At 35.8% G+C, this 24,027-nt stretch carries 25 protein-coding genes; all 25 read left to right on the forward strand.

Annotated elements, in window-relative coordinates; translation table 11 throughout:
- Window positions 1-184 precede the first annotated feature (184 nt).
- The 25 genes from NTX65_11140 to NTX65_11260 all read left to right on the forward strand — a co-directional run bounded on the left by NTX65_11140 (window position 185) and on the right by NTX65_11260 (window position 24,023).
- On the forward strand, window positions 185-1,240 hold the full coding sequence (locus tag NTX65_11140; protein ID MCX6169888.1) for a hypothetical protein: 1,056 nt from the start codon (window positions 185-187) through the stop codon (window positions 1,238-1,240).
- A gap of 241 nt (window positions 1,241-1,481) precedes the next feature.
- On the forward strand, window positions 1,482-1,892 hold the full coding sequence (locus NTX65_11145) for an energy transducer TonB (protein ID MCX6169889.1): 411 nt from the start codon (window positions 1,482-1,484) through the stop codon (window positions 1,890-1,892).
- A gap of 16 nt (window positions 1,893-1,908) precedes the next feature.
- On the forward strand, window positions 1,909-3,981 hold the full coding sequence (locus NTX65_11150; protein ID MCX6169890.1) for a methyl-accepting chemotaxis protein: 2,073 nt from the start codon (window positions 1,909-1,911) through the stop codon (window positions 3,979-3,981).
- Window positions 3,982-4,212: 231 nt separating this feature from the next.
- Window positions 4,213-4,911, forward strand: a complete 699-nt coding sequence (locus NTX65_11155) for a HAMP domain-containing sensor histidine kinase (GenBank protein ID MCX6169891.1) — start codon at window positions 4,213-4,215, stop codon at window positions 4,909-4,911.
- 29 nt (window positions 4,912-4,940) lie between these two features.
- Window positions 4,941-6,332, forward strand: coding sequence for a sigma-54 dependent transcriptional regulator (locus NTX65_11160; GenBank protein ID MCX6169892.1), 1,392 nt, complete (start codon window positions 4,941-4,943; stop codon window positions 6,330-6,332).
- Window positions 6,333-6,690: 358 nt separating this feature from the next.
- A complete protein-coding gene (locus NTX65_11165) occupies window positions 6,691-8,085 on the forward strand; it encodes a hypothetical protein (protein ID MCX6169893.1) in 1,395 nt (464 codons plus the stop codon).
- Complete coding sequence (locus NTX65_11170; GenBank protein ID MCX6169894.1) at window positions 8,075-8,986, forward strand: protein-glutamate O-methyltransferase CheR; 912 nt, start codon at window positions 8,075-8,077, stop codon at window positions 8,984-8,986. Before NTX65_11165 ends, NTX65_11170 begins: the two co-directional genes overlap by 11 nt.
- 6 nt (window positions 8,987-8,992) lie before the next feature.
- The gene (locus NTX65_11175) at window positions 8,993-9,358 is read left to right on the forward strand and encodes a response regulator (protein ID MCX6169895.1); all 366 of its coding nucleotides are present in this window, start codon (window positions 8,993-8,995) and stop codon (window positions 9,356-9,358) included.
- Between the two features lie 10 nt (window positions 9,359-9,368).
- Window positions 9,369-9,749, forward strand: a complete 381-nt coding sequence (locus NTX65_11180; protein ID MCX6169896.1) for a response regulator — start codon at window positions 9,369-9,371, stop codon at window positions 9,747-9,749.
- A 10-nt stretch (window positions 9,750-9,759) separates the two neighbouring features.
- On the forward strand, window positions 9,760-10,431 hold the full coding sequence (locus tag NTX65_11185; GenBank protein ID MCX6169897.1) for a hypothetical protein: 672 nt from the start codon (window positions 9,760-9,762) through the stop codon (window positions 10,429-10,431).
- A complete protein-coding gene (locus tag NTX65_11190; GenBank protein ID MCX6169898.1) occupies window positions 10,428-12,215 on the forward strand; it encodes a chemotaxis protein CheA in 1,788 nt (595 codons plus the stop codon). The genes NTX65_11185 and NTX65_11190 overlap by 4 nt, the downstream gene beginning before the upstream one ends.
- On the forward strand, window positions 12,212-13,282 hold the full coding sequence (locus tag NTX65_11195) for a chemotaxis response regulator protein-glutamate methylesterase (protein ID MCX6169899.1): 1,071 nt from the start codon (window positions 12,212-12,214) through the stop codon (window positions 13,280-13,282). Before NTX65_11190 ends, NTX65_11195 begins: the two co-directional genes overlap by 4 nt.
- Before the next feature lie 80 nt (window positions 13,283-13,362).
- Window positions 13,363-13,608, forward strand: coding sequence for a hypothetical protein (locus tag NTX65_11200; protein ID MCX6169900.1), 246 nt, complete (start codon window positions 13,363-13,365; stop codon window positions 13,606-13,608).
- A 123-nt stretch (window positions 13,609-13,731) separates the two neighbouring features.
- Window positions 13,732-14,127: a flagellar basal body rod protein FlgB gene (gene flgB, locus NTX65_11205; protein ID MCX6169901.1), complete on the forward strand. Its 396-nt coding sequence runs from the start codon at window positions 13,732-13,734 to the stop codon at window positions 14,125-14,127.
- Window positions 14,124-14,627 (forward strand): flagellar basal body rod protein FlgC, encoded by a 504-nt coding sequence (gene flgC, locus NTX65_11210; GenBank protein MCX6169902.1) that lies wholly within the window; start codon window positions 14,124-14,126, stop codon window positions 14,625-14,627. The genes flgB and flgC overlap by 4 nt, the downstream gene beginning before the upstream one ends.
- The gene (locus NTX65_11215) at window positions 14,628-14,867 is read left to right on the forward strand and encodes a hypothetical protein (GenBank protein MCX6169903.1); all 240 of its coding nucleotides are present in this window, start codon (window positions 14,628-14,630) and stop codon (window positions 14,865-14,867) included.
- 1 nt (window position 14,868) lies between these two features.
- Window positions 14,869-15,156 (forward strand): flagellar hook-basal body complex protein FliE, encoded by a 288-nt coding sequence (gene fliE, locus NTX65_11220; GenBank protein MCX6169904.1) that lies wholly within the window; start codon window positions 14,869-14,871, stop codon window positions 15,154-15,156.
- A 2-nt stretch (window positions 15,157-15,158) separates the two neighbouring features.
- On the forward strand, window positions 15,159-16,763 hold the full coding sequence (fliF, locus tag NTX65_11225; GenBank protein MCX6169905.1) for a flagellar basal-body MS-ring/collar protein FliF: 1,605 nt from the start codon (window positions 15,159-15,161) through the stop codon (window positions 16,761-16,763).
- Window positions 16,753-17,793 (forward strand): flagellar motor switch protein FliG, encoded by a 1,041-nt coding sequence (fliG, locus tag NTX65_11230; protein MCX6169906.1) that lies wholly within the window; start codon window positions 16,753-16,755, stop codon window positions 17,791-17,793. The genes fliF and fliG overlap by 11 nt, the downstream gene beginning before the upstream one ends.
- On the forward strand, window positions 17,786-18,406 hold the full coding sequence (locus NTX65_11235; GenBank protein ID MCX6169907.1) for a FliH/SctL family protein: 621 nt from the start codon (window positions 17,786-17,788) through the stop codon (window positions 18,404-18,406). Before fliG ends, NTX65_11235 begins: the two co-directional genes overlap by 8 nt.
- A gap of 118 nt (window positions 18,407-18,524) precedes the next feature.
- Window positions 18,525-18,986 carry a hypothetical protein gene (locus NTX65_11240; protein MCX6169908.1) on the forward strand — a complete coding sequence of 154 codons (462 nt, stop codon included), beginning with the start codon at window positions 18,525-18,527 and terminating at the stop codon, window positions 18,984-18,986.
- Window positions 18,987-19,083: 97 nt separating this feature from the next.
- Complete coding sequence (gene fliI / locus NTX65_11245; protein MCX6169909.1) at window positions 19,084-20,415, forward strand: flagellar protein export ATPase FliI; 1,332 nt, start codon at window positions 19,084-19,086, stop codon at window positions 20,413-20,415.
- A gap of 7 nt (window positions 20,416-20,422) precedes the next feature.
- On the forward strand, window positions 20,423-20,860 hold the full coding sequence (gene fliJ, locus NTX65_11250; GenBank protein ID MCX6169910.1) for a flagellar export protein FliJ: 438 nt from the start codon (window positions 20,423-20,425) through the stop codon (window positions 20,858-20,860).
- A complete protein-coding gene (locus NTX65_11255) occupies window positions 20,857-21,462 on the forward strand; it encodes a hypothetical protein (GenBank protein ID MCX6169911.1) in 606 nt (201 codons plus the stop codon). The genes fliJ and NTX65_11255 overlap by 4 nt, the downstream gene beginning before the upstream one ends.
- Complete coding sequence (locus NTX65_11260; protein ID MCX6169912.1) at window positions 21,459-24,023, forward strand: flagellar hook-length control protein FliK; 2,565 nt, start codon at window positions 21,459-21,461, stop codon at window positions 24,021-24,023. The genes NTX65_11255 and NTX65_11260 overlap by 4 nt, the downstream gene beginning before the upstream one ends.
- The last annotated feature ends 4 nt before the right edge of the window (window positions 24,024-24,027 follow it).

Here is a 24,027-nt window from a genome sequence, read left to right on the forward strand (position 1 = left end):
AAACAAAATAAGCAAGACATCTTCATATAATCGAAATGATTTCATGAGGAATCATCAGAAGAGCAATTCGAATTTAAACTCACAGTGTTGATTAGTCATTAATTCTTTTTAATAGTTACGTAAGAAATTGAAGTCAAAAAAAACGGATCTATAAATAATTCAAATAACTTGAAAGGATAAATAAATGAGAAGATACTTTACTTCATCTATTGTACTAGGATTGTGTTTGTTCGTAAGTAAATCTGTTTTAGCTCAAACACAAAGTTCACTTCCTATTAATTTCAGTGCATCTTTCTTCGGGAATTATTCTTATACAGTCCAGGGAATAGATGGGCGTGATTTTAACAAATTTGACATTGAACGAATGTACTTTACAGCAAAATCTCAAGTCTCTGAAAATTGGAAATTCCAAATGACAACGGATGTATATAGAAATTCTACTTCAGGCACATATTATTCCGGTCTCGCAGTAAGAATGAAATTTGCGTTCGTTGATTTCAGTCCATTATCGTCTCTCTCTATTAAGGCCGGTATGATTCCGGGTCCATGGAACGGTGCAGTCGAAGTTTTTTGGAAATACCGCGGAGTTGCACAAACTGCGAACGACAAATACGGATATATACAAACAGCCGATCTCGGTTTATCAGTAACATATTTACTGCCGGATAAATATGGTGAATTAGCTGGATACGTTTTTAATGGTGAAACATACAGCGCACCGGAATCAAGTAAATACAAAGACATAGTATTGCGAGTATCGTTAGTCCCTTTACCAAATTCGGAAGAGTTTAAAACACTTACTTTAGGCGGATACACTTATTTAGGAAAAAATGGTGCTGCCGGATTAAAGAAACAAAGATTTGGTGGACTCCTAGGCTATTCTTACGATGTGGTCTTAGTCGGAGCTGAGTATGATTCAAGAACGGATGGTGCGGTAAATGCTGCTGATGTTTCCGGTAATGTCTTCTCATTATTCACAGAAATTAAACTACCTGTTGGAGATTTGCAGCCTAAACTTTCATTACTCTTCAGGTACGATTCTTGCGATCTTGATACTAATAAAGATAATGACAAGATCAATTTCCTTATTGCAGGCCTAGCCTGGAAACCGAACGACAAAATAGAGATAGTATTAAACAGACAGATTATGACAACCGATGCCAGGACGATGAAAAGCACAGCCGGAACTTTTTTAGACAAAGACGAGAAATGGCTTGTGAATACAATCGTAACATTTTAGCAAACCCAGATAATTCGGTATCTGCCTCATATAATAAATCGTGTGCTTCGAAAAAGAATTTTTAAGGTTTACACATGGGGGATTTTTTAAATAAAAATAATGGGTTAGGGTGCACGCACAAATCTAGTTGCTTCCGACTTGTTTAGTTTTTATTTGTACTACTAAAGTGAAAATAAAATTAAACTCTTGTGCAAACTAAACGAATATAAGAACAGATTGTAAACATTTAAGGAGATCAATCATGAAAATCATAATGAATTACAATAAAATATTCTTTTCATTTTTCTTTTTTACGCTATTTCTTTCAACAACAAATAGAGCAGAAATAAAAAATACATTCTCCGGCGAAGATGATTATCTATTATCTGCCGAAAAAATGCCAACACCTGTCGGCGGTTTTGAAGGCATAATGAAAAAAATTAGCTATCCGGAAATGGCGCAAAGAACCAAAACCGAAGGAAAAGTATATGTGCTTATATATGTTAATGAAAAAGGTGATGTAGATGATGTAAAAATTGTGAAAGGTATTGGATACGGATGCGATGAGGAAGCAGTGAAAGCAATTAAGAAAACCAAATTTACACCGGGAGTAGATAAAGGTGTTTCCGTAAAAGCAAAATTTTCATTAGCCCTTACCTTTAAGCTGTCTTAAAATCTAGGAGAATAAAATGTTCACGCTCAAAAACGTAAAGGTAATTCGTAAAATCCAAATAGGTTTTTTTATTATTGCTGCAGTTTCAACAATAATTGCTATTAATTCATTTTATCAAATGAATAAGGCAAAGCAAGAAAAGGAATCTCTCTTTACGGAATTTCTTCAGCCACAGAATAAAATCCACGAGCTTGATAACAAATTCAAGACAATACAATTTACTTTAATGAAATTTTCGGTAGCAGCCTTTCAAAGTGAGTTTGCATCAGATATTAAATTTATAAGTAAAGAAAAAATTTCCGCAGACAGTATTTTTAAATATCTCGCAGCAAAAGAATTTGATCCAAAGGTAAAAAATGATATTGCCGAAATTCAAAAGACTTGGGTTAATTATAAAACTGTAGTCATAGATGCTATTCTAAGTGCAGGGCTGATGCATGATTATGAAATGGCAAGTGTTGTTGCAACCACTTCGGGAGAAGAAGTCTCGGCTCAAATGAAAAATAAATTTAAGGTTGTTGAAGACTATTTGGATGAACGGGGAACTGTTTTGAGTGAGGGAATTACTGAAAGACTTTATAGCGGTAAAATTTTAATTATAGTCGGAATGGTAATGGGAACAATTGTGTTCGGGCTTGCGCTTTTTATTATTGCACCCGCAATTACAAACCCAATAAATGATTTTAAATTAGCAATGACTGATTTTTCCAAAGGAAATTTTAATATTGATCTGAAAGTTGATTCTAAAGATGAATTTGGCGAAATGAAAGAGATGCTTATACAATTCCGCGATGCACAAAAAGAAAAAATTAAAGCTGCAGAGAAAATTTCTGCTGGAATATTTGAAAAAGTAACTCCTGCTTCTTCGGAAGACGAACTTGCAATTTGTTTTAATAAAGAAATTGATACTCTTGAAGAATTAAAAAATGAGATCAGTCATTTGACTGAGGCGGCTTCAAACGGTAATCTCACAGTTCGCGGTGATGCTGAAAGATTTGATGGCGGATTTAAGGAAATAGTTCTGGGAATGAATAAAACTCTTGATACAATTCTTTTCCCAATTAAAGAAGGGACTAAAGTATTGGCTGTTATGGCGACCGGTGATTTAACCACAAGAGTTGAAGGTGATTATAAAGGTGATCATCAATTAATTAAGAACAGTATAAATGCGGTTTCTGAATCTTTAAATAAAACTCTATTGGAAGTAACAGAGTCGGTTTCGGCGACGGCAAGTGCGGCAAACCAAATCTCTTCAAGTTCAGAAGAGATGGCTGCAGGTGCTCAAGAACAAAGTGTTCAGACAAACGAAATTGCAGCCGCCATTGAACAGATGACAAAATCAATTTTGGATAATACTAAAAATACATCCTTTGCGGCGGCTACATCTAAAAATGCCGGCGAGCAGGCCAAAAAAGGCGGCATGGTTGTTCATCAAACTATCGAAGGTATGAACCGCATTAGTAAAGTTGTTGAAAAATCCGCCGAAATGGTTTTTGCGCTTGGAAAAAGCAGCGATAAGATTGGCGAGATAATACAAGTTATTGATGATATCGCAGATCAGACAAATCTATTAGCTCTGAATGCTGCAATAGAAGCCGCACGCGCCGGAGAGCAAGGAAGAGGATTTGCCGTTGTTGCCGATGAAGTTAGAAAGTTAGCCGAACGGACAACCAAAGCAACTAAAGAAATCGCAAGCATGATTAAAACTATTCAAAATGATACGAGTGAAGCCGTTCATTCTATGGAACAAGGAACACAAGAAGTTGAAAACGGAAAAAAACTGGCTAACGAAGCAGAAAATGTTTTAAGAGATATTATTGATGTTGCGCAAAGAGTTTCCGATACAGTTATTCAAGTGGCAGCAGCCAGCGAAGAACAGTCTAATTCTTCTGAACAGATCAGCCGAAATATAGAAGGCATTAATAACGTTACAAGAGAAACTTCTCAGGGTATTTCACAGATAGCAAGAGCATCTGAAGACTTGAGTAAACTCACAATCAATCTGCAAGAGCTGACTGCAAAGTTTATAATCTCTAAAGAAACGAAAAGATTAAGTGTCCGAAGTAATGGAAAGCTAATACATTCTTAAAAGGTCGGTTTGTAAAAAATCAGTTTCATACTGGTCCTAATAAATAAGGTGGTTTATCTGCATAAAACGAACTTCATAAAGGTAAACCACCTTTAGTTTTAATTTCCGGTCTTTCCACCACTTCTCCAATTCTAAATATTAAAAGAAATTTATATTCATACTTCGGTCAAATTTATTTATTTTTGTTTCAGTAATGACTTCGTTCCATTCAAGTAGTGTCGGAAACAGCCTATGAAAGATTTTGTACAAGAGAATAAGTTAATCTTGCTGGGAAAGTTAACGGCCGGGTTAGTACATGAAATCAGAAACCCTCTTTCCGCCATCAAACTAAATCTTGATTATATGAAAATGGCACAAGATGATTTACCAACCGATATTAAAGAGATTGTCTGCGATACCCTGGATGCTTTTGAACAGGTGAATTTTTTAATTGAAGATGTTCTTGATTTTACACGTAAGCCCACGGAAAAATCGCACCAAGTATCTATATCTTCATTAACCGATAAATGTTTAAAAATAATTTCAACTACCGCACGCAGTAAAAGAGTTACAATAAAAAAGGAATTTGAAGATGATCTACCTCTGCTAAATGTGAATAAAAATAAACTAATGCAGATCTTCCTTAATCTTATAAACAACGCAATTGAAGCATCAGAAGAAAAAGGTAATATTATAATCCGGAGTTCAAAGAAAAAATTGAAAAATACTTCTTATGTAATCTGGGAAACACAAGATTTTGGTATTGGTGTTAAACCAGAAGACAGAGAGAAAATCTTATCCGGATTTTTTACTACAAAAAGTAATGGACATGGCATTGGACTCGGGGTTTGTAAAATGCTCTCGGAAGAAATTAACGCAGAAATGATTTTTGAATCAGAATATGGAAAAGGCACAACATTTTCGATTAAATTTGCCATGCATGATAATTAATAGATACTTTCACAGAGAAGATGAAAATTATGACAGCAAAAATTTTGATAGTTGACGACGATGATCTGGTCTCAGCCTCATTAAAAAAAGTTTTGATAAAAATTGGTTACGATGTTTCCACCTGTTTGAATGCCGGAGAAGTTGAACAATTTATTGAACAATTTCAACCCGATATAATTCTTCTTGATATCTATCTTACAACCCATAATGGTATTGATGTCCTTCGTTTACTGAAGAAAAAACATTCTGCAATTCCTGTAATTATGATAACCGGCTATGCAGATGTAAAGATGGCGGTTACGGCTATCAAAGCCGGTGCTTTTGATTTTCTTCTTAAACCGATTGATCTTGAACAACTCAAATTTGTCTTGGAAAAAGCGGTCGAGAATCTTAGTCTCAAAATGCAGGTTGATAAACTTCATACTTTGTTGGAAGAGAATGTACTTACAAAAGAATTTTTCGGTAAAAGCATAAAAATTCAACGCATCGTGTCCTCGGTAGAAAAACTTGCTAAAAACACAGATACAACCATACTTCTTGAGGGTGAAAGCGGTACCGGTAAAGAAGTATTTGCAAAGTTTATTCATCAGCAAAGTCCCCGCTGCAATGCTACTTTTATTACAATTAACTGCGCAACCATTCCTAAAGACCTTGCGGAAAGCGAATTGTTCGGTCATGAAAAGGGCGCATTTACAGGCGCATCAACAAAAACAAAGCTTGGTAAATTTGAACTTGCCGACGGAGGCACAATCTTATTGGATGAAATCGGTGAACTCACTTTGGATCTTCAGGTAAAACTTTTACGCGTTCTTCAAGAAAGAAAATTTTACCGCCTTGGAGGAGAAAAAGAAGTCTCGGTAAATGTCAGAGTTCTTGCCGCAACCAATAAAAATTTGGAAGAAGAAGTTGGTAAAGGAATGTTCCGTGAGGATTTGTACTACCGTCTAAATGTAGCTAAGATAAATATTCCTCCATTGCGGGAGAGAAAAGAGGATATAATTTACATTGCTTACTCTTTCTTGAATGAATTCGCAAAAAAATTTGGTAAAAATATTTCGGGAATCGATGCTGCCGGGCTTGGTCTTCTACGAGCGTATATATGGAAGGGTAATATAAGAGAGCTTCGGAACGTGATAGAAAGAGTTGTTCTACTTGCCGAAGAGGAAGAATTAAGTGATCATCATTTTTCATTTTTAATTGAAGGGAAGGATGCCCATGGAAATGATGATGAAAAATTTATTCTTCAAGTCCCGCCAAAAGGAGTAAAAATTGACCTGGTCTTAAGAACGCTGATCCAGAAAACATTAAAGATAACAAACGGTAATCAAGTAAAAGCCGCAAAGGTACTTGGTCTTTCAAGGTCGAAACTGCGCTATAGAATGGAACAACTGGGTATCGAAGTAACCAAGAATATTAACTAATAACTAAGTATTTCGATTTTTGTAATTATATAAACTTCTCCAATCTTCTAATCTTTCTTTTCTCAAATTAGATTTTCGCATTTCCAGCTCTAAAATGATTAAATATTTCAAAAACCATCCGATAATAGATTGAAGCATTTTGCAATTATTCAAAGAATTGAGCGTAACCTTACAGATGAATGTTCATCCACTTACAGTTGGCTAATATTCAACACACGACAGCAGCAAAGCAAACGAATTTATTAAACAAAATGAAAATTTTTGAGGCACATTAATTGTCTTTATAAGTAACTAATAAAAGAATTTTAGCAAGAAATTAATTTATAATCAGTTCACCATTTAAAAATGCGACATGAAAATGTACGACGAATCAACAACGATTAATCTGTTAAGAACCAGCGAAGCGGAAAGAAAAATCGAAATTTTAAACAATCTTGACCAGCAAGAATTATCTGGTCCATTATGCGAGTCGGTTTCAAATTTGCTGACAGACGAAGATAAAGGCGTTCGTAATGCCGCAACAATGCTAATTATAAACAACCGAAATCCAAAATTCCCGAGTATGGTAGCACAATTTGTAACATCGAATAACATTTCAGTTCGGAATTTAGCTGGTGAAATATTAATTAAACTTGGTTCGCTTTCGGTAGAACCACTCATAAATTTCAATCACGAGAATGATAACAACACACTCATATTTATAATTGATGTGCTTGGACTTGTAGGAGATGAACGGGCTGCATTTTTTATAATGGAAGTTATAAGCGCAACAGAAAATGATAATGTTGTTCTTGCATGTCTGGAAGCATTGGGTAATATCCGTTTTGAAGGGGCGGTTGAAGTAATGATTCTGTTCTATGATAGGAACGAATTATATAAACCCACATTGGTAGAAGCGCTAGGTAAAATAGGGTCTAAATCCGCACTCGACTTTTTGGTAAACTGTTTTAAAGACGAAGATGAATTAACAAAATATTCCATTTTGGAAAGCCTTGGAAAGCTTGGAGATATAAATACATTTTTCTTTTTACTTGAACAGATGATGGAGATAAGCGGAACCCTTGTGCTTCCGTTAATAACTTCGATTTTTACACTCAAACAAAAATTTAATCTCGATATTCCTTTTGATAATAGAATGAAAAACCTTCTGCTTTACACAATTGCCGAAGGAAGACCGGAACATAAAAAAATTGCGTTCACTCTTGTTGATTCTTTTGATGATAAAGATATTCTAAGCGCAAGCCTTAGTCTCTTAGGTGATGACTATGAACTTGACGAAATGATAAGTTCGAAAATTTATAGAAATTCAGATTTCATCTACCATGAAATAACAAGATTGATAAATCAAAACCCGCACAACTTGAGAAATATTCTTAGCTTATTTCTTGCAACAATAAATTATGGAAAAGCTTACTCGCTAAATCTAAATGTTACACAGATGGATATCAGAAATATTATACATGGTGTAAGCGGATTGTTAAATCATCATGATGAAGAAGTCAGACGCTTGTCTATGGAAATCTTATTTGAACTCGACCGTGAAAGCGCACTTCTATTTGTTGATGTTATGGCCGCTGATGAAAATAATTGGAACCGTTTACGCCTTCTTGAAATTATAGAAAACATCCCCGGAGATGCCTTTAATTCGGTTATTCAAAAGCTGGCTGTTGATGAAGATGAAATGATACGAGAAAGAGCCGCTTATACAGCCGGTATTAAAAACATTTCTCCACAATCCATAAATGCGAACTGAAACTATGAATCCAACACTTAATCCTTCGGGAGTCGCAAAACAATTTTCGTCTTTCTCGGAAAAATCGGCATTAATGACTACGGCATTGTTTGAGACTATCCGCAAATACATTTATGAAAATTCAGGTATTTATTTTCAGGATAACAAAAAATATTTTTTAGAAAGCCGTTTACAACGCAGAATGAATTTTCTCGGACTAAAAAGATTCGAAGAATATTATGATATGATTAAGTTCGGAACCGGCGGGGTTGCAGAAAGAAAATATTTTTTTGAGGCAATAACAATTAATGAAACATTTTTCTTCAGGAATCAACCGCAATTAGATGTACTTGCTTCACAAATCTTTCCGGAAGTTATTGCTTCTAAAACAGCATTGGGCAAAAACAAAGTTAGAATATGGAGTGCTGCGAGTTCATCCGGTGAAGAAGCCTATTCAATTGCAATGATATTTCAAGACCTTATTAAACCTCGTTACCCGAACGTAGAATTAGAAGTTGTGGGAACTGATATAAACAATGCTGTAATTGATACCGCATTAAGCGGAATTTACAGGGATTATTCCGTACGAAACACACCTCCATACTATCTAAAAAAATATTTTAAACAAACCACCGGTGCATTTGAAGTTAATCCCGAAATAAAGAAGATGGCAACTTTCAAATTGATGAATCTTTACGATGACTCGTTGATGAAAACTATGTTCAATTTTGATGTAATTTTTTGTGCGAACGTACTGATTTATTTCGACCAGGCTTCTAAGACAAAAGTTATTGCCAATTTATATAACTCCTTAAACAAAGGCGGGCATCTATTTATTGGCTATTCGGAAACACTTCACGGAATTTCAAAAGCATTTAAATTGCTCAGTTATCCAAACACCGTCGGCTACAAAAAGGAGTAGGGGATTATGAAAAAAGTAATATTAGTTGCGGATGATTCTCCGACTTTAAGAAAATTTGTTTCAGTTGCTCTTTCTGTAAAGGGTTTTGAAATAATCAGTTGTTCGGACGGCATGGAAGCAATTGAAATTCTTCCCAATCAAAAAGTTGATTTGGTTATTACGGATCTGAATATGCCAAATGTTGATGGCTATGAACTGATAACCTCAATTAGAAAAAACGGTGAGTACTGTGATCTACCAATTATCGTTCTTTCTTCATTAGGTAATACAGAGGACATTCAGAAAGGATTGGAATGCGGAGCTAATTCGTATCTCGTTAAACCGTTTGATCCTAAACGGGTTGTTTATGAAGTTTCTAAATATCTAAACTAAAGGAATAATTATGGCACTTAAATTTTTAGTCGTTGATGATTCGGTAACAATGAGAAGGATTGTTGCTAACTCTTTAAAGACTATTGGTCACGATCTTTTTGTTGAAGCTGGAGACGGCAGAGAAGCCCTGGCTAAATTATCAGCGGACGACTCAATAAATTTTGTAATTACAGACTGGAATATGCCGGACGTTTCCGGCCTTGAACTTGTTAAAGCAATTCGCTCAAACGATAAATTCGGTACAATACCAATCCTTATGGTTACAACTCGCGGTTTAAAGGAAGATATTGTTGAAGCGCTTCAGGCAAAAGTAAATAACTATGTAGTCAAACCATTCACTCCGCAGATACTAAAAGAAAAAATTGAACAAATAGTTAGTTCAGCGGTTTAAGGGGATTATTATGGATCAAAAAATTAGCATGGAAAATATATTCCAAAAATTAGGTGACTTAAAATCATTCTTTGTCTATGGACAAAAGCTAATCCCTATTCTTCAAAAGATTTTAGATTTTATGCAGGATACAGTTCCCCTTTTAGAAAATGTGAACCGCTCTATTCACGAAAGCACAAGCAAAATGCCAAAGGCGGCATTGCAGATTAACAGTGTTACAAGCGCAACCGAAGTCGCAACAACCGAAATTCTTGATATAGTTGACGGAATGGCACTTGATGTAAAAGGAATGGAATCGAAATTAGAATCTCTCAAGAAAAAAATCGGAGATGACGATGACATCGAATCGCTTCTAGGACTTGTTGCAAAAATTAAAGAAAGAATGATGAACATTACAATTTCACTGCAAGTTCAGGACATAACCGCCCAGCAGCTCTCTTCGGTAAATCATTTGATCCAATCAATTCAAGAAAAACTTGGCGGACTTTTAACCGAATTAGATGATAAAGAGAATAATGGATTAATTATTGATGAACATCAGTATCCAAGAGATGCATCATTCAACGCGGATGCCAGATATGATAAAAATACTGGTTCCCAAGAATTAGTAGATTCATTAGTAGCCGATAATTTAACTAAAGCATCACAAGCAGAAATTGATAAACTCTTTGCAAAACAATGAATGAAAATATACCAAATCCGACGCTGATCGATCTCGACATGAAGGAGATTGTTGAAAGCTTTTTAATTGAGACCAAGGAAATTTTAGAAAAATTGGATTTCGATCTTCTTGAACTTGAAAAAAGACCGGAAGACTCCGATCTGCTCAATCAAATCTTTAGATCATTTCACACAATCAAAGGAACTTCAGGATTTCTTGGTCTGGAGAAACTTCCTAATGTTACACATAAAGCAGAAGATATTCTGAACAAACTCCGGAAAGGTGAAGTTAGTTTAAGTACTCATTTAATGGATGGAATCATACTAGGTTACGATACAATTAAAGGTCTTCTAAAAAAAATCGAAATTGATAAGAATGAAGACTTCAATACCGACGAAGCTAATGCGGCATTGGAACATTTGATAAACGAAATTGAAAGCACGGGAACCGCAGTTGAAATGGCGGGAGTAAAGAATTTGATTGATGAACTCGATCAAAAATCCAAAGATATTCTTGCCGCAGATATGCAGATGTTCGAACCAAAGCAAAACCAGAATGACCAAATCAAACATCATTTAAAGAAAACAACTCAAACAGCCTCGATTCAAGAAAACACAATACGTGTAGATGTTGATAGACTTGATGATTTACTTGATATTGTTTCGGAAATAGTTCTCGGAAGAAACCGGCTCTCTCAAGTAAATTCTAAATTCGCAATTGAAAATGAAGGCACAACATTTTCTAAAGACTTTGGAGAGGTTACAAAACAAATTGATTTGATGACAACAGAGCTTCAACTAGTTGTAATGAAACTCCGCATGATTAAAATTGGAAAAATATTTAATCGTTATCCACGCCTTGTCCGTGATCTGTGCCGTGATCTTGGAAAAGAAGTTGAACTTGTAATTAAAGGTGAGGATACCGAGGTTGATAAAAATCTTATTGAAGAGATAAACGATCCGCTTGTTCATCTTATTCGCAATTCAGTTGACCATGGAGTTGAAAATCCAGAAACCCGTACCAAAGCCGGAAAAAATCCAAAAGGAACCGTTATACTATCTGCTGAACATGTAGGCAATAACGTTGTCATTACAATTGACGATGATGGAAAAGGAATAGACCCCAATGTAATCCGCGAGAAGGCAATTGAAAAAGGATTGGTAACCCGCGAACGTGCCAAAGAATTTTCCCGGCAGGAAATGATGCATCTAATCTTTCTCCCGGGTTTTTCTACCGCGGATAAAGTATCAAATATTTCTGGACGCGGTGTAGGTATGGATGTAGTTAAAACAAATGTTGCAAAGTTACGCGGTATAATTAACATTGAATCTGAGACCGGAAAAGGAACAAAAATTATTATCAAGCTTCCTCTTACACTGGCAATTATTTCCGGTATGATTGTTAAAGCACTCGGTGATTATCTGGTTATTCCTCTTGGATCTGTAATTGAAGTTCTAAGAGTTGATAAAAATCAAATTCACTCAATCAAAGGAAAAGAAGTAATACAATTACGTGATTCGGTACTTCCGCTTGTCACGTTAGATTATCTTCTTGCTGGTAAATCCAACGGAAAGAAAAAAGTTGAACAAGAATGGCAATATGTAGTTGAAGTAGGGATTGCCGAAAAACGTTACGGAATAAAAGTAGATGAATTAATCGGTCAACAGGAAGTTGTGATTAAATCACTTGGATCTTACCTTGGAAAAATTGACGGAGTTGCCGGTTCTACAATTATGGGAGACGGTACTGTTGTAATGATTCTCGATATTATTGAGCTATTTAATAGATTGGAAAGGAATTCTTGAAAGAAAATATTTCTGTGCTGATTGTTGATGATTCGGCTTTCATGAGAAAATCATTATCTATAATGATCGGAAGCGATCCCGAAATTACTGTGGTAGGCACTGCCCGTAACGGTCAAGAAGGTTTTGATCTGGCTAAAAGTTTGAAGCCCGATATAATAACTCTTGATATTGAAATGCCTGTAATGGATGGTTTGACCGCACTCAAAAAAATAATGACCGAATGCCCGACTTCCGTAATTATGGTAAGTTCAATTACAACAGAAGGAGCTCAGGCTACAATCAAAGCAATGGAACTTGGCGCGGTTGATTTTATTCCTAAAGAACTTTCTTATGTAAGTGTGAATATTGCTGCAATTAAAGAAGATCTAATTCAAAAAATTAAAGAGATTGTACGGCAAAAATCTTTGAAAGACCGGTTGAAGCGAATCAGAAGTTCTGCGGCACCGGGTTCGCTTCCTAAACGACCAACAAATGTAATCCGTGAAATTCCACGTATCGGTTACAAAGCAATTGCAATTGGAATTTCAACCGGAGGTCCGTTCACTCTTCAAAAAGTTTTACCGGTGATTTCAGAGAAAGTAAATGTTCCAATTTTTATTGTACAGCATATGCCGCCTAAATTTACTAAATCACTTGCAGAAAGATTAAACGGAATGTGCCGGCTTGAAGTGAAAGAAGCCGAAGATAATGAACGTGTGAAGCCGAATGTAATTTATATAGCTCCCGGCGGATATCACATGAAAGTTAGAAGTAATGGAATGAGCGGAATTAACATCAATATTACAAGTGAACCGAGCGACACACTTCACCGTCCGGCAGTAGATGTAATGATGAATTCGGTGCTGGACGTCTATGGCAAGCTCACACTTGGTATTATAATGACTGGAATGGGAAAGGATGGTTTTGAAGCCGTAAAAAATCTAAAGAAACTCGGTGGTTACTCAATTGCTCAAGATGAAGAAAGTTGTGTTGTATACGGAATGCCCAAAGCAATTGTTGACGGCGGTATTGCGGACGTGGTTTTACCGGCAGAGAAAATCCCGGAAATGATAAACAAAGTAGTTTAATGCAACATGGTGTTATTTCTCGCTCAGTGAGAAATATGCAGACAGACTAAGCACATAAATTGAAATAAGGAGAATTAATTATGCCACAGCGTTTCGAAGACACATTGTTCAAAGATATTTTTTCAAAGAATAAATCTTGCACCGGTAATCTCTTAAAGAGCGCAGAAGTTGAAATTAAGGGGATGGCAAAAATTGCTGTTGAAGATGATGAAGTTGACGGTATACGCATCATATTGAAAAAAGACGCCAATGATTCTATCAAGGAAATAAAATTTGTTTGCTCATGCGGTCAGACTAAATCAATAATATTAGATTATACTGAATAATAAATTACACTTGTAGAATATTAGCCATAACCGACTTTCCTCAGCAACGCATTTCATAGATTTCAAAACAATTTGTCTGGCATTTGATTTGGGTGTATATGTTCTAAAACTCAAAGGCAAAAAATGCCGTCATCAATAAAGTTACTTCAAAATCTTCTCGACTATTGTTCAGTAAAGAATAATGTAATTGCGAAAAATATTTCCAACATTGGTACGGAAAACTATAAAAGAGAAGATGTTGTCTTCAAAGATATCCTGAATGAAAATGTAAGTTCATTTCTAAAGACTACCGATGCGAAGCATATCAGCGCACTTCAGATAAATAATACAGACGATTCCAAGTTTGAGCATGTCTTCGATAACAGCACTGAAATGGATTCCGGTGTTAACAATGTAAACATAGAACGTGAAATGACAGAATTGGCGGAGAACACTCTCCGTTTCAAATTCGCTTCAAGAAAAGTAGGAGATTATTTCAGAGATATTCAAAGCGTAATTAAAGGAGGAGGTGCGGTTTGAAAATACTTGGAAGCATATTCGGCCTGAATTTTAGCGCAAAAGGAATGAGCATTCAAAGAAAAAAAATGGATCTGATTTCTCAGAATATTGCAAATGCCGATACGGTACGAACTGAAAACGGCGAACCTTACAAAAGAAAATATATTAAAGTTGAAGCCGATCAAAATTCGTTTCTGAAAAATTTGTCCTCCGAAGGACAGCTTCTGAAACTAAACACAACAAACGGAAATCATTTTGCTGTTGCAAACAATTCAAAAGACTTTTCTTTTTCTACCGACATTGGTAAAATGAAGATGGATGAATTGGAAGATCAGAAGCCCGGTGATCTTGTCTACATGCCGGAAAATCCTAATGCAAACGAAAAGGGATACATTCAAATGTCTAATGTTAATGTGATAAACGAAATGGTTGATATGATTGCAGCCACTCGTAGCTACGAAGCAAATCTGCAAGCACTTAACTCAACAAAACAAATGGTCAAAGATACTTTGGAGATATAAATGAAAGTTTCTACAAACAGCATTGGAAATTATCACCCGACATACATGAAAGCTGCCGCAGCGAACAAATCTGGAGCGGTTCAGAAATTTAATGGCGAAATAATCTCTCAGGAAGAGAAAAAATATTTTGCACAACTTTATCCCACCAAGCAAGATGAGATAATGGATTATCAATTATACAACTCGAAAGGGAAAGTATCGGGTGTGCATGTCGGTTCACTATTTGACAGGAGAGGATAAAATGAAAATTGAAGGATTTGGGAATTTACTGCCGAACGATATCCAGATTGGAAAAGTTAAACAAACCGGCTCGGGAAATTTAAACGCTTTTTCAGATATGCTAAAAGATGTAAATCAAGATCAAGTAAATTCTCAGAATGCAATAGAAAAATTTGTTTCGGGTGACGGCGTTGAACTTCAGGATGTTATGATTGCAGGAGAAAAAGCTAAAACAAGCCTCCAACTTTTGATGGAGATCAGAAACAAAACAGTTGACATGTTTAAAGAACTAACCAGGATGCCAATTTAATTATGAACTCAAATCCTCTTCAAGCTCTTTTCGGTATTCTAAATAAATTGAACCCCAAGCAAAAATTTATGCTTGGCGGTGGAGTTGTTTTAACGCTGGGTTTGCTCTCAATTCTGCTTTTCTTTTTAAACGAACCGAATTATACATCACTTTATTCCGGGCTGTCTCAAGAAGATGCTTCAAAAGTTGTTGAGTATTTATCCGGTCAAAAAGTGCTTTATAAAATAGACGATAACGGACAAACAATAAAAGTTCCGCGCGAAAAAGTTTACGAGCTCCGGCTTGCGCTTGCAGGAAAAGGAATTCCAAGTTCCGGAATAATCGGTTATGAAATATTTGATAAGACAACTATGGGAATGAGCGAGTTTCTTCAACAGCTGAATTATAAACGGGCGCTTGAAGGAGAACTTTCGAGAACAATCCAGCAGCAGGACGGAGTTGTTGGTGCACGTGTCCACATTGTCATTCCTCAAAAAACAATATTTAAAGAAGAAGAAAAATTACCATCTGCCTCTGTTGTGTTAAAACTTAAAGGCAACTCGGCGCCATCAAAAGAAAATATTCAGGCAATAATTAATTTATTATGCGGAAGTATAGAAGGGTTACAGCAGTCAAAAGTTTCGATTATTGATACGAGGGGACAAATCCTCAATACCGATAATGAGGAAGGATCGCTTGCCGTTGCTTCATCTAAACAGTACGAAATTAAAAAAAATGTTGAGAATTATTTAGCTCAAAAAGCTCAGTCAATGTTGGACAATGTACTTGGCTATGGCAATTCTATGGTTCAGGTAAATGCAGATTTGAATTTCGATCAAGTTGAAAAGACGATGGAGAATTACGATCCCGATTCTCAAGTGGCTATAAGTGAACAAATAATGAAAGCAAATAATTCTGGTAGAGCTCAAAACGACTCGACTGCACAAACGAATGATAATACACTCACTAATTATGAAGTAAATAAGTCAATCGAAAAAGTTGTTTCCGGAAGCGGCAACATAAAACGTTTAAGTGTTGCTGCCGTTATCAATGATATTCCAAAAGAAGTGAAGAAAGGAAATAAAACAGAAATTGTCTTCGATCCGCGGCCGCAGGACCAAATAAATAAATTAGAACAGATAATTAAAAATGCTGTAGGTCTGGATGTTCAAAGGAATGATCAGTTCTCAATCACCAATATACCATTCGAAACAAAACAAGTCGAAACCATTAGCGAAGATGCAGGCAAATCTTCAATACCGGATGCCAACGAATGGATAAACTTAACCTTTATTGTTGTTGCTATTGTTTCGTCAATATTTGTTCTCAAAAATTTGATGAAACGTTTGAAGAATGAAAGAATTGTTATTGGAACGGTGAATCCCGGTCAATTTGAAATGGGCGGCGAATCCTTAGCAGTTCAGTTGCCGGCGCAGACAAGTCAAGTCCATCAATTAATTGCAAAGAAGAAAAGAGGGATGCTGCCGATGGGTGATATAGAAGATGAAATTTCTGATGATGCATTGCAGAAAAAAAATCAGCAGGAAAGAATTGTGAATTATGTTACAAAAAATCCAATGGATGCAGCAAAATTAATTAACGCATGGATGCATGAAGATGAAATCTAACGATAAACTCCAAATCAAAGATTTGCGGGAAGAAATAACCGGTGTTCAAAAAGCAGCAATGCTGATGGTTGCAATGAACGTAGAAGCTGCGGCTGCCGTTCTAAAACATCTTGATCCGAATGATGTTGAATATCTCTCGGCGGAAATTTCCAAAGTAAAAAATATTTCTTCCAAGACTGCGGATACCGTTATAGAAGAATTCTACAACATGGTTACCGCACGCGAGTATGTTCTGGAAGGTGGACTCGATTTTGCGCAAGCAGTATTGGAAAAAAGTTACGGATCTCCAAAAGCATTGGAAATTATAGATAAAATAAAACGTTTGACAACATTAAGAGGTTTTGACGTTCTAAAAAAAGCTGAACCGGCACAACTAATTAATTTCTTGAACAAGGAACATCCTCAAACAATGGCTTTGATCCTCTCGCAATTAAGTCCGGACCAAACTGCCAATGCAATGAAAGAACTCTCGGAAGATTTGAGATTGGACATTGCTCATAGAATAGCTACACTTGGTAAAATTGCACCGCAGACATTAAAACAGATTGAACACGTTGTAGATGAAATTGCCGGCGCTTCAATGAGCCAGTCCGTTGGAAAACTCGGCGGGGCAAAATGTCTTGCCGCAATTCTTAACCGAACCAATGTATCTATGGTTAAAGAAATTTTAGAGAAACTGGAAAATCTAGACCCGGAAACAACATACGAAGTAAAAAGATTGATGTTCATCTTTGATGAAATTATCAATATAAGTGATAAAGATATTCAGAAGATCATGCGCGAGATAGATAGAAAAGATCTTGCGCTTGCTTTAAAAATTTCAGACGAGAGATTAAAAGAAAAGATATTCAAAAATATGAGTGAACGCGCCGCCGATCTTCTGAAAGAAGAACTTCAGTACATGGGAATGGTAAAGCTAAAAGAAGTAGAAGCCGCACAAGCACGTATAATTGATTCTATTAAAGCGTTAGAAGAACAGGGAGAAATTTCTCTCAATCTGCGCGGCGGACCGGAAGAAGTATATGTCTAATGTAATTAAACTGAACTCTCGATCAACAAAAACGAATGTAAAAGTTTCTGGATATGGAACGGTAATTGAAAGCCAAAGTGAATCCGATCTCTTAAAAAAGCAGCTCGAAGATTATTATTCACTTGGATACCGTGAAGCTCAAGAAAAAACACGAAGAGATGTTGAACGTGAATACACAGACAAACTATTTCGCAAATATGAAGAAGTTTATAAAATTCTTCAGCAGTTCGATGAAAGCTTTGCCGAATACGAAAAGTCATTTGAAAAATTGGTGATTGAAACTGCGTTCGAGGTTGCGAAAAAAGTAGTGCAACGAGAAGTAAGTGAGAATACTATTATAAATGAAAATGTACGTTTTGCAATAAATAAAATAATGGGCGCAAACGAAATTCGATTAAAATTAAATCCAGCGGATGTTGAAGAATTAAACGAGGCTACAAAAAAATTAATTCATGGAGGTTCGTTCAATAAAATTAAAATTGAACCCGACGAACGAATTGAATTAGGTGGATGCTTGATTGAAACGGAGATTGGAAATGTTGACTCTAGGATATCAACACAATTAAGCGAAATGCAGAGGCAGCTTGAAGACAGTCTTATAAAGAAAAACTAATAGAAAACTAATTAATGGATAATTAAATGTTGCTAAAATAATTCAGAGTAACTCCGATAATATAGCCAGAGATTCACTGATAACAATGAAAAGGATTAAAGATCTGGCTGGAGTTGAAATGAAAACTAAAATAGGCAACAAATTTCATATTGGAGTAATTGTCTTAACAATGATTCTAATGGCATCAATAACTGGTTGTAATTCAGACCCAATAACACCTGTTGAAGAACAGTTTACGATTGACGGCGTATGGCAATCATATAAATTCGACGAAGGCTATGCATATCGTCACGTTCTTCTTCATTTGGTTCGTACCGGCAATACAATTACCGGTCAAGGTGAGTATGAGGATGGATTACCATTCACGATTGTTAATGGTCAATATACCAATTCAGATATTAGCTTCGCGTTCGTTATCGAATACACAAATGTGGGAAGAGTTGAAGGATTTTTTAACGGCAATATTAAAGGGAAAGAACTTGTCGGTCACTTAACATTAACATATTCACTGGGACAAGAACTTTACGCAATGCATTTAATTAAACAGTCTATTACTTATTTCCCAAAGCGAAGTAACTAGAGAATTGTTCAATATTGAAAGAGAAATTGGAAAGGTTGAATTAAGATTTTTACGCAATTAATGAAAACTAAAAGATGGGCTGATAAAAAGAATTGATATGGACATCGCCGAACATTTAATAGATAAATATAAACAGATAATTGCAAAATCCGAGACTGTACGTGTTAACGGGAAAGTTATTGACGTAATAGGATTAGTTATTGTTTCTGTAGGACCCAATGCAGTTATGGGAGAAATCTGTTCAATCGTTGATCAAAAAGGAAATGAAGTCTGCAAGGCAGAAGTCGTTGGATTCAAAAATGGAAAAGTCCTCTCTATTGCTATCGGTGAAGTTCATAACATCTCTCCCGCATGCGAAATAAAAGCTTCCGGCAGAAACTTTTCTGTTGGTGTTGGTAAAGAATTACTAGGACGTGTAATTGACGGTTTAGGGAATCCTATTGACGGAAAAGGAGCGATTGATTATTCCTCATTCAGAGAATCTTACCGCGAACCGCCAAATCCTCTTGAAAGAAAAAGAATTTCTTCACCAATTCAAACTGGCGTGCGCACAATTGATGGTTTGTTAACAATCGGCAAAGGACAGCGTGCAGGAATATTTGCTGGAAGCGGTGTTGGTAAAAGCGTTTTATTAGGAATGATTGCGCGGAACACGAGTGCAGACGTAAACGTAATTGCTTTGATTGGAGAACGGGGAAGGGAAGTCCGTGAATTTATTGAACGAGATCTTGGCGAAGAAGGATTACAAAAATCTGTTGTAATTGTTGCAACAAGCGATAAATCTCCTCTCATTAGAATGAAAGGCGCATATATAGGGACAACCATCGCTGAATACTTTCGCGACCTTGGAATGGATGTTTTATTCATGATGGATTCCGTTACCCGTTTTGCAATGGCACAACGAGAAATCGGTTTAACAATTGGCGAACCACCAACAACTAAAGGGTATACACCTTCTGTTTTTTCTCTTCTGCCAAAACTTCTTGAGCGTGCGGGTAATACCGAAAAAGGTTCTATAACAGGTCTTTATACGGTACTTGTTGATGGTGATGATATGACCGAACCGATTGCAGATGCTGTGCGTTCCATTCTTGACGGCCACATCGTTCTTTCACGTAAACTTGCTAACCGCGGCCAGTATCCGGCAATTGATACGCTTCAAAGTGTAAGCAGGGTAATGCCGGATATTATTGATCACGATCATTATCAGCGTGCAATGAGGTTTAACGAAATTATTGCTACATATAAAGAAGCAGAGGATATGATAAATATCGGCGCATATGTAAAAGGAAGCAATCCACAGATTGATCATGCTCTTTCAAAAATTACACAATTACGAAGTTTTCTTAAGCAAGAAATATTTGAAAAAGCATTGTACGACGAATCGGTTGAAAGATTAAGCAATATTATTGAAGCATCAATAGTGTAGGTGAAAGATGGCAAAATTTAATTATCGCTTTACAACTTTATTGAACGCAAAAGAAATTCTTGAAAAAAAGATAAAGGAAGAGATATCAATAATTAACAGAGAGATAGAAAACTTAAAACAACAGCGGAAGCTTATTGTTGAAGAAAGATTAAAAACCCAAAAAGAAATGGTTGAAAAGCCGCTGAAAGTCTCGGAATTCCAAAGCGCAAAAATGTATGATTCTATTTTAGAAAGGCAGATACAATTTATCGACAGAAAGACCGATATGTTAAAACTTAATAAAGAACAAAAACAGATTGAGCTTATTGAAAAGAAAAAAGAAGTTAAATCATTTGAGATACTCAAAGAAAATCAATTAGAAGCTTTTCTTCTTGATGAAAGAAAACAAGAATTAAAGGAACTTAACGAGATAGCCATTAGAAATTACAACGGAAATCAAAATTGAAAGAGAAAATAATTTATATAGTTTCATTTCTTCTTGCGTTTGTTTTAATTACAGGGCTACTGATCTTTTTAAATTCCTCATACAAAAATATATTCGCATTCGATTTTTCTCCAATCAACAATTCTGTGGCTGCAGTAAAAAAAGAAGAGCCGAAAAATCAACCGCCGGTTCAACCAAAAGACACAACTGCAGTACTTCCTGTTGTTAAAGATACCGTCGCACAAAAAATCGATTCAACAAAATTAAAACAGAACCTTGCTGCTATTAAAGACAGCATTGCTGTTAAGAAAAATGGTAAAGAAAAGGCGAAAAAAACTGAACCACAACCGGTTAATAATGCTATTGTAAAAGCAGAACCGCCAAAAATTGCCGAACCGGATAAAAATAATACTAAAAAAGACAGCGTCTATCAGGCATGGATAAAAAACACCGTAAAATTGTATGAAACAATGGATACAAGAAAAGCGGCTAAAATAATTGAAGGTTACTCCGATAATATAGCCAGAGATTTACTGTTAACAATGAAAAAGAAAAAAGCGGCAGAAATATTAGCTGAATTTAAGCCTCAAACGGCTACTAGAATAATAAGTGCGACTCAATGAACATTAATACTTTTTTCTTAGATAAACTTATGGCTGGAGAGCAAGCAGTTGCTCTTGGTTCGAAAAAATTATCGTCGCCTACTAATTTATTTTCGGATATAATTAAAGTCTTTGAGCAGGAAAGCGAACAAAACTCCACAACTAGCGATAGCGCAAACAATTTAAATCTGGCTTCACAAAATATATTCCAATTACCTGTTAACGTTATTGAATGCAACAGTACCAAGCTGCAGGCACTCATTAAATTTATTGATTCGTTTATGGCCGATCCGCAATTGTCGGTTAAAGCAACGGAAGTAAAGCATGATCTTCAATCTGTAGTAATTAATAAAAAGCAATTTCTTCTATCATCCGGAAGTTTAGAAAATTTTATTAATGGGCTGGTTCAGAATCTTGGACTAAATAATATTAGCGATTTGAAAACAGTCCTTTCACAAAACGCGATTGATGAAAATACTTTTAGCGGTGTCAAAGATCTTAATGTGAAAAATGATAATGATAAACAAAGTTCCAGAAAGGAAATTGAGAACAATGTTAAAACGGATGATGCTTTTACAGAAGCCGAAAACATTGTGCAGTCGCTACTCCAATACCTTTCCGAGAACAAATCATTGTCGCTTTCTGTTAAGAACGGTAAAGACAAATTGAATATCAATTTTTACAATTTGCCTGAAGATAATATAGAGACTGAATTCAATTTAGAAAAACTTTCAGCAGATTTTAATAAGAGCAGTAAAGAATTTAATGCCGCATTGGCGGATATCGCTAAAGAACAAGGGAAAGAAAAAACAGTAACTGCCGCCACTTTAAAAGGTTTAGGAAAAAATCCAGCCGATTTTAATTCTTCACCGTTAGTTCAAAATGATCTAGATATTTCTAAATCCCAAACCGATAGTACCAAACCGGCAGAATCTGCAGATCCGGTTAATCCGGCTACTTCGATAAATCAGAATAATAATGTTTACAAGACGGAAGTAATTGAAATTACATTTAATCCGGCAGTACAATCGAAAATTTTGAATTCAACTGGATCTCAGACGAAAATTTATCAAATGCCCAATTACGGACAGGCTGATTCATCAAAGAGCACGAGCATATTTAATAATGATCTATCTAAGAAGGAGTTCGAATTATTTGATGCCGGATTTAGATTGAGAAATAATTTTGCGGCTCAATTAAATGCACTGAAGAACCAGGATAATAATGTACCGGTTGCAAACTCATCTGCTAAAACGGAAGCTCCAAATCCACTCTTGGTACAACAATCCGTCCCAATTGTTAAAGTAGTGGAAGCAGGGAACAATAAAACAGTAAGTACGGACAGCATAAATACCTTGCAGCAGACAATAAAAAGTTCGCCTGAAAAAGGAAACATTGTAAATGAATCTAAGTCATTGATAAACGATCTTAAAGTGACTATAGAAGGATCTGAATCTGCAAATAAAAATTCATCCGTAAAAGAAAGTGTTGTAACCGATTCGAAGACATTGTTGAACGATCTTAAAGAAACTTTAGTAGGACCCGGAGCGGCAAATAAAAATTTTGCCGTAAAAGAAAGTGTTGTGAAAGAAATCAAAGTTTTGTTAAACGACCTTAACGGAAAAATAGAAAGTTCTGAACTGACAAAATCTTCTCCTCAAAAAGATAAAACAATATTTTCCGCACCGACTTTAGAAATGAACAAAGATGCATCACCAACAAAGAATGACATTCATTCTAAATTTCAAGACGGTAGAACAATAATACCGGATGCACCAAAATTGTATAAACAAGCTTCGGCAATTTCTGAAGCAACTCCTTTCAATGGAGAAAAATATTCTGCTGCAATTGAATCCCCAAAAGAAAAAGCTTTTGTACAGGAAGTTAAAGATCTTTTGATGAGCGGAATGCCTCCTCAAAAAATTTCAACCGCCGATGAAAAAGTAAAAGTTGGAAAAGAAACGGATGCCGTAAAATTAGTCTCCGGTGAAAATGTAAAAAATGATAAAGCTGAAGTCAAAGAAGCGAACGGCAAAACAGCCGATGAAAAAGAATCTTTCCAAAATAAACCGAACGATAACTTTAAAAATATATTGCAAGGCACCGAACAAACAAGAGGGATTGACGCCGATAAATTTAAAATGATGAATGATGCCAAACTGCCTAATGAACCGATGAAATTGATCAAACCGGCTGAAATTATTTCCGAGTTTTCAAAGATCATTCAAGCCGGTGAAAAGCAGAGTATGACCTTTCAATTGACACCGGAAAATTTAGGCAAAGTGAAGTTGATAGTTGATTTAGTCAACAATAATATAAGTACGCGTATAGAAGTTGAGAACGATCAGGTGAAACAGTTCATTCAATCCAATATTGAACAGCTTAAACAGAATTTGCAATCATCCGGAGTTCATCTCAGCAATGTGAATATAAGTTTGGCTGAATCCGAACAAAAATTTGCAAAGACATTTACACCGCGTAGAAAAATGGGAGAAAAAATTTCCAAAATAAAAGAAGGCGATGATTCAACACGCCGATCTCAAAAATCATTAGGCTACAATACTTACGAATATTTAGCATAGGTGA

This window comes from Ignavibacteriales bacterium (assembly GCA_026390795.1).
GTDB lineage: Bacteria > Bacteroidota > Ignavibacteria > Ignavibacteriales > Melioribacteraceae > Fen-1258.

Bases quoted from the DNA above. Each gene is read 5' to 3' on its own strand.
- NTX65_11140 (MCX6169888.1), top strand. From the start codon at position 185: ATGAGAAGATACTTTACTTCATCTATTGTACTAGGATTGTGTTTGTTC.
- NTX65_11145 (MCX6169889.1), top strand. From the start codon at position 1,482: ATGAAAATCATAATGAATTACAATAAAATATTCTTTTCATTTTTCTTT.
- NTX65_11150 (MCX6169890.1), top strand. From the start codon at position 1,909: ATGTTCACGCTCAAAAACGTAAAGGTAATTCGTAAAATCCAAATAGGT.
- NTX65_11155 (MCX6169891.1), top strand. From the start codon at position 4,213: ATGAAAGATTTTGTACAAGAGAATAAGTTAATCTTGCTGGGAAAGTTA.
- NTX65_11160 (MCX6169892.1), top strand. From the start codon at position 4,941: ATGACAGCAAAAATTTTGATAGTTGACGACGATGATCTGGTCTCAGCC.
- NTX65_11165 (MCX6169893.1), top strand. From the start codon at position 6,691: ATGTACGACGAATCAACAACGATTAATCTGTTAAGAACCAGCGAAGCG.
- NTX65_11170 (MCX6169894.1), top strand. From the start codon at position 8,075: ATGCGAACTGAAACTATGAATCCAACACTTAATCCTTCGGGAGTCGCA.
- NTX65_11175 (MCX6169895.1), top strand. From the start codon at position 8,993: ATGAAAAAAGTAATATTAGTTGCGGATGATTCTCCGACTTTAAGAAAA.
- NTX65_11180 (MCX6169896.1), top strand. From the start codon at position 9,369: ATGGCACTTAAATTTTTAGTCGTTGATGATTCGGTAACAATGAGAAGG.
- NTX65_11185 (MCX6169897.1), top strand. From the start codon at position 9,760: ATGGATCAAAAAATTAGCATGGAAAATATATTCCAAAAATTAGGTGAC.
- NTX65_11190 (MCX6169898.1), top strand. From the start codon at position 10,428: ATGAATGAAAATATACCAAATCCGACGCTGATCGATCTCGACATGAAG.
- NTX65_11200 (MCX6169900.1), top strand. From the start codon at position 13,363: ATGCCACAGCGTTTCGAAGACACATTGTTCAAAGATATTTTTTCAAAG.
- flgB (MCX6169901.1), top strand. From the start codon at position 13,732: ATGCCGTCATCAATAAAGTTACTTCAAAATCTTCTCGACTATTGTTCA.
- NTX65_11215 (MCX6169903.1), top strand. From the start codon at position 14,628: ATGAAAGTTTCTACAAACAGCATTGGAAATTATCACCCGACATACATG.
- fliE (MCX6169904.1), top strand. From the start codon at position 14,869: ATGAAAATTGAAGGATTTGGGAATTTACTGCCGAACGATATCCAGATT.
- fliF (MCX6169905.1), top strand. From the start codon at position 15,159: ATGAACTCAAATCCTCTTCAAGCTCTTTTCGGTATTCTAAATAAATTG.
- fliG (MCX6169906.1), top strand. From the start codon at position 16,753: ATGAAATCTAACGATAAACTCCAAATCAAAGATTTGCGGGAAGAAATA.
- NTX65_11235 (MCX6169907.1), top strand. From the start codon at position 17,786: ATGTCTAATGTAATTAAACTGAACTCTCGATCAACAAAAACGAATGTA.
- NTX65_11240 (MCX6169908.1), top strand. From the start codon at position 18,525: ATGAAAACTAAAATAGGCAACAAATTTCATATTGGAGTAATTGTCTTA.
- fliI (MCX6169909.1), top strand. From the start codon at position 19,084: ATGGACATCGCCGAACATTTAATAGATAAATATAAACAGATAATTGCA.
- fliJ (MCX6169910.1), top strand. From the start codon at position 20,423: ATGGCAAAATTTAATTATCGCTTTACAACTTTATTGAACGCAAAAGAA.
- NTX65_11260 (MCX6169912.1), top strand. From the start codon at position 21,459: ATGAACATTAATACTTTTTTCTTAGATAAACTTATGGCTGGAGAGCAA.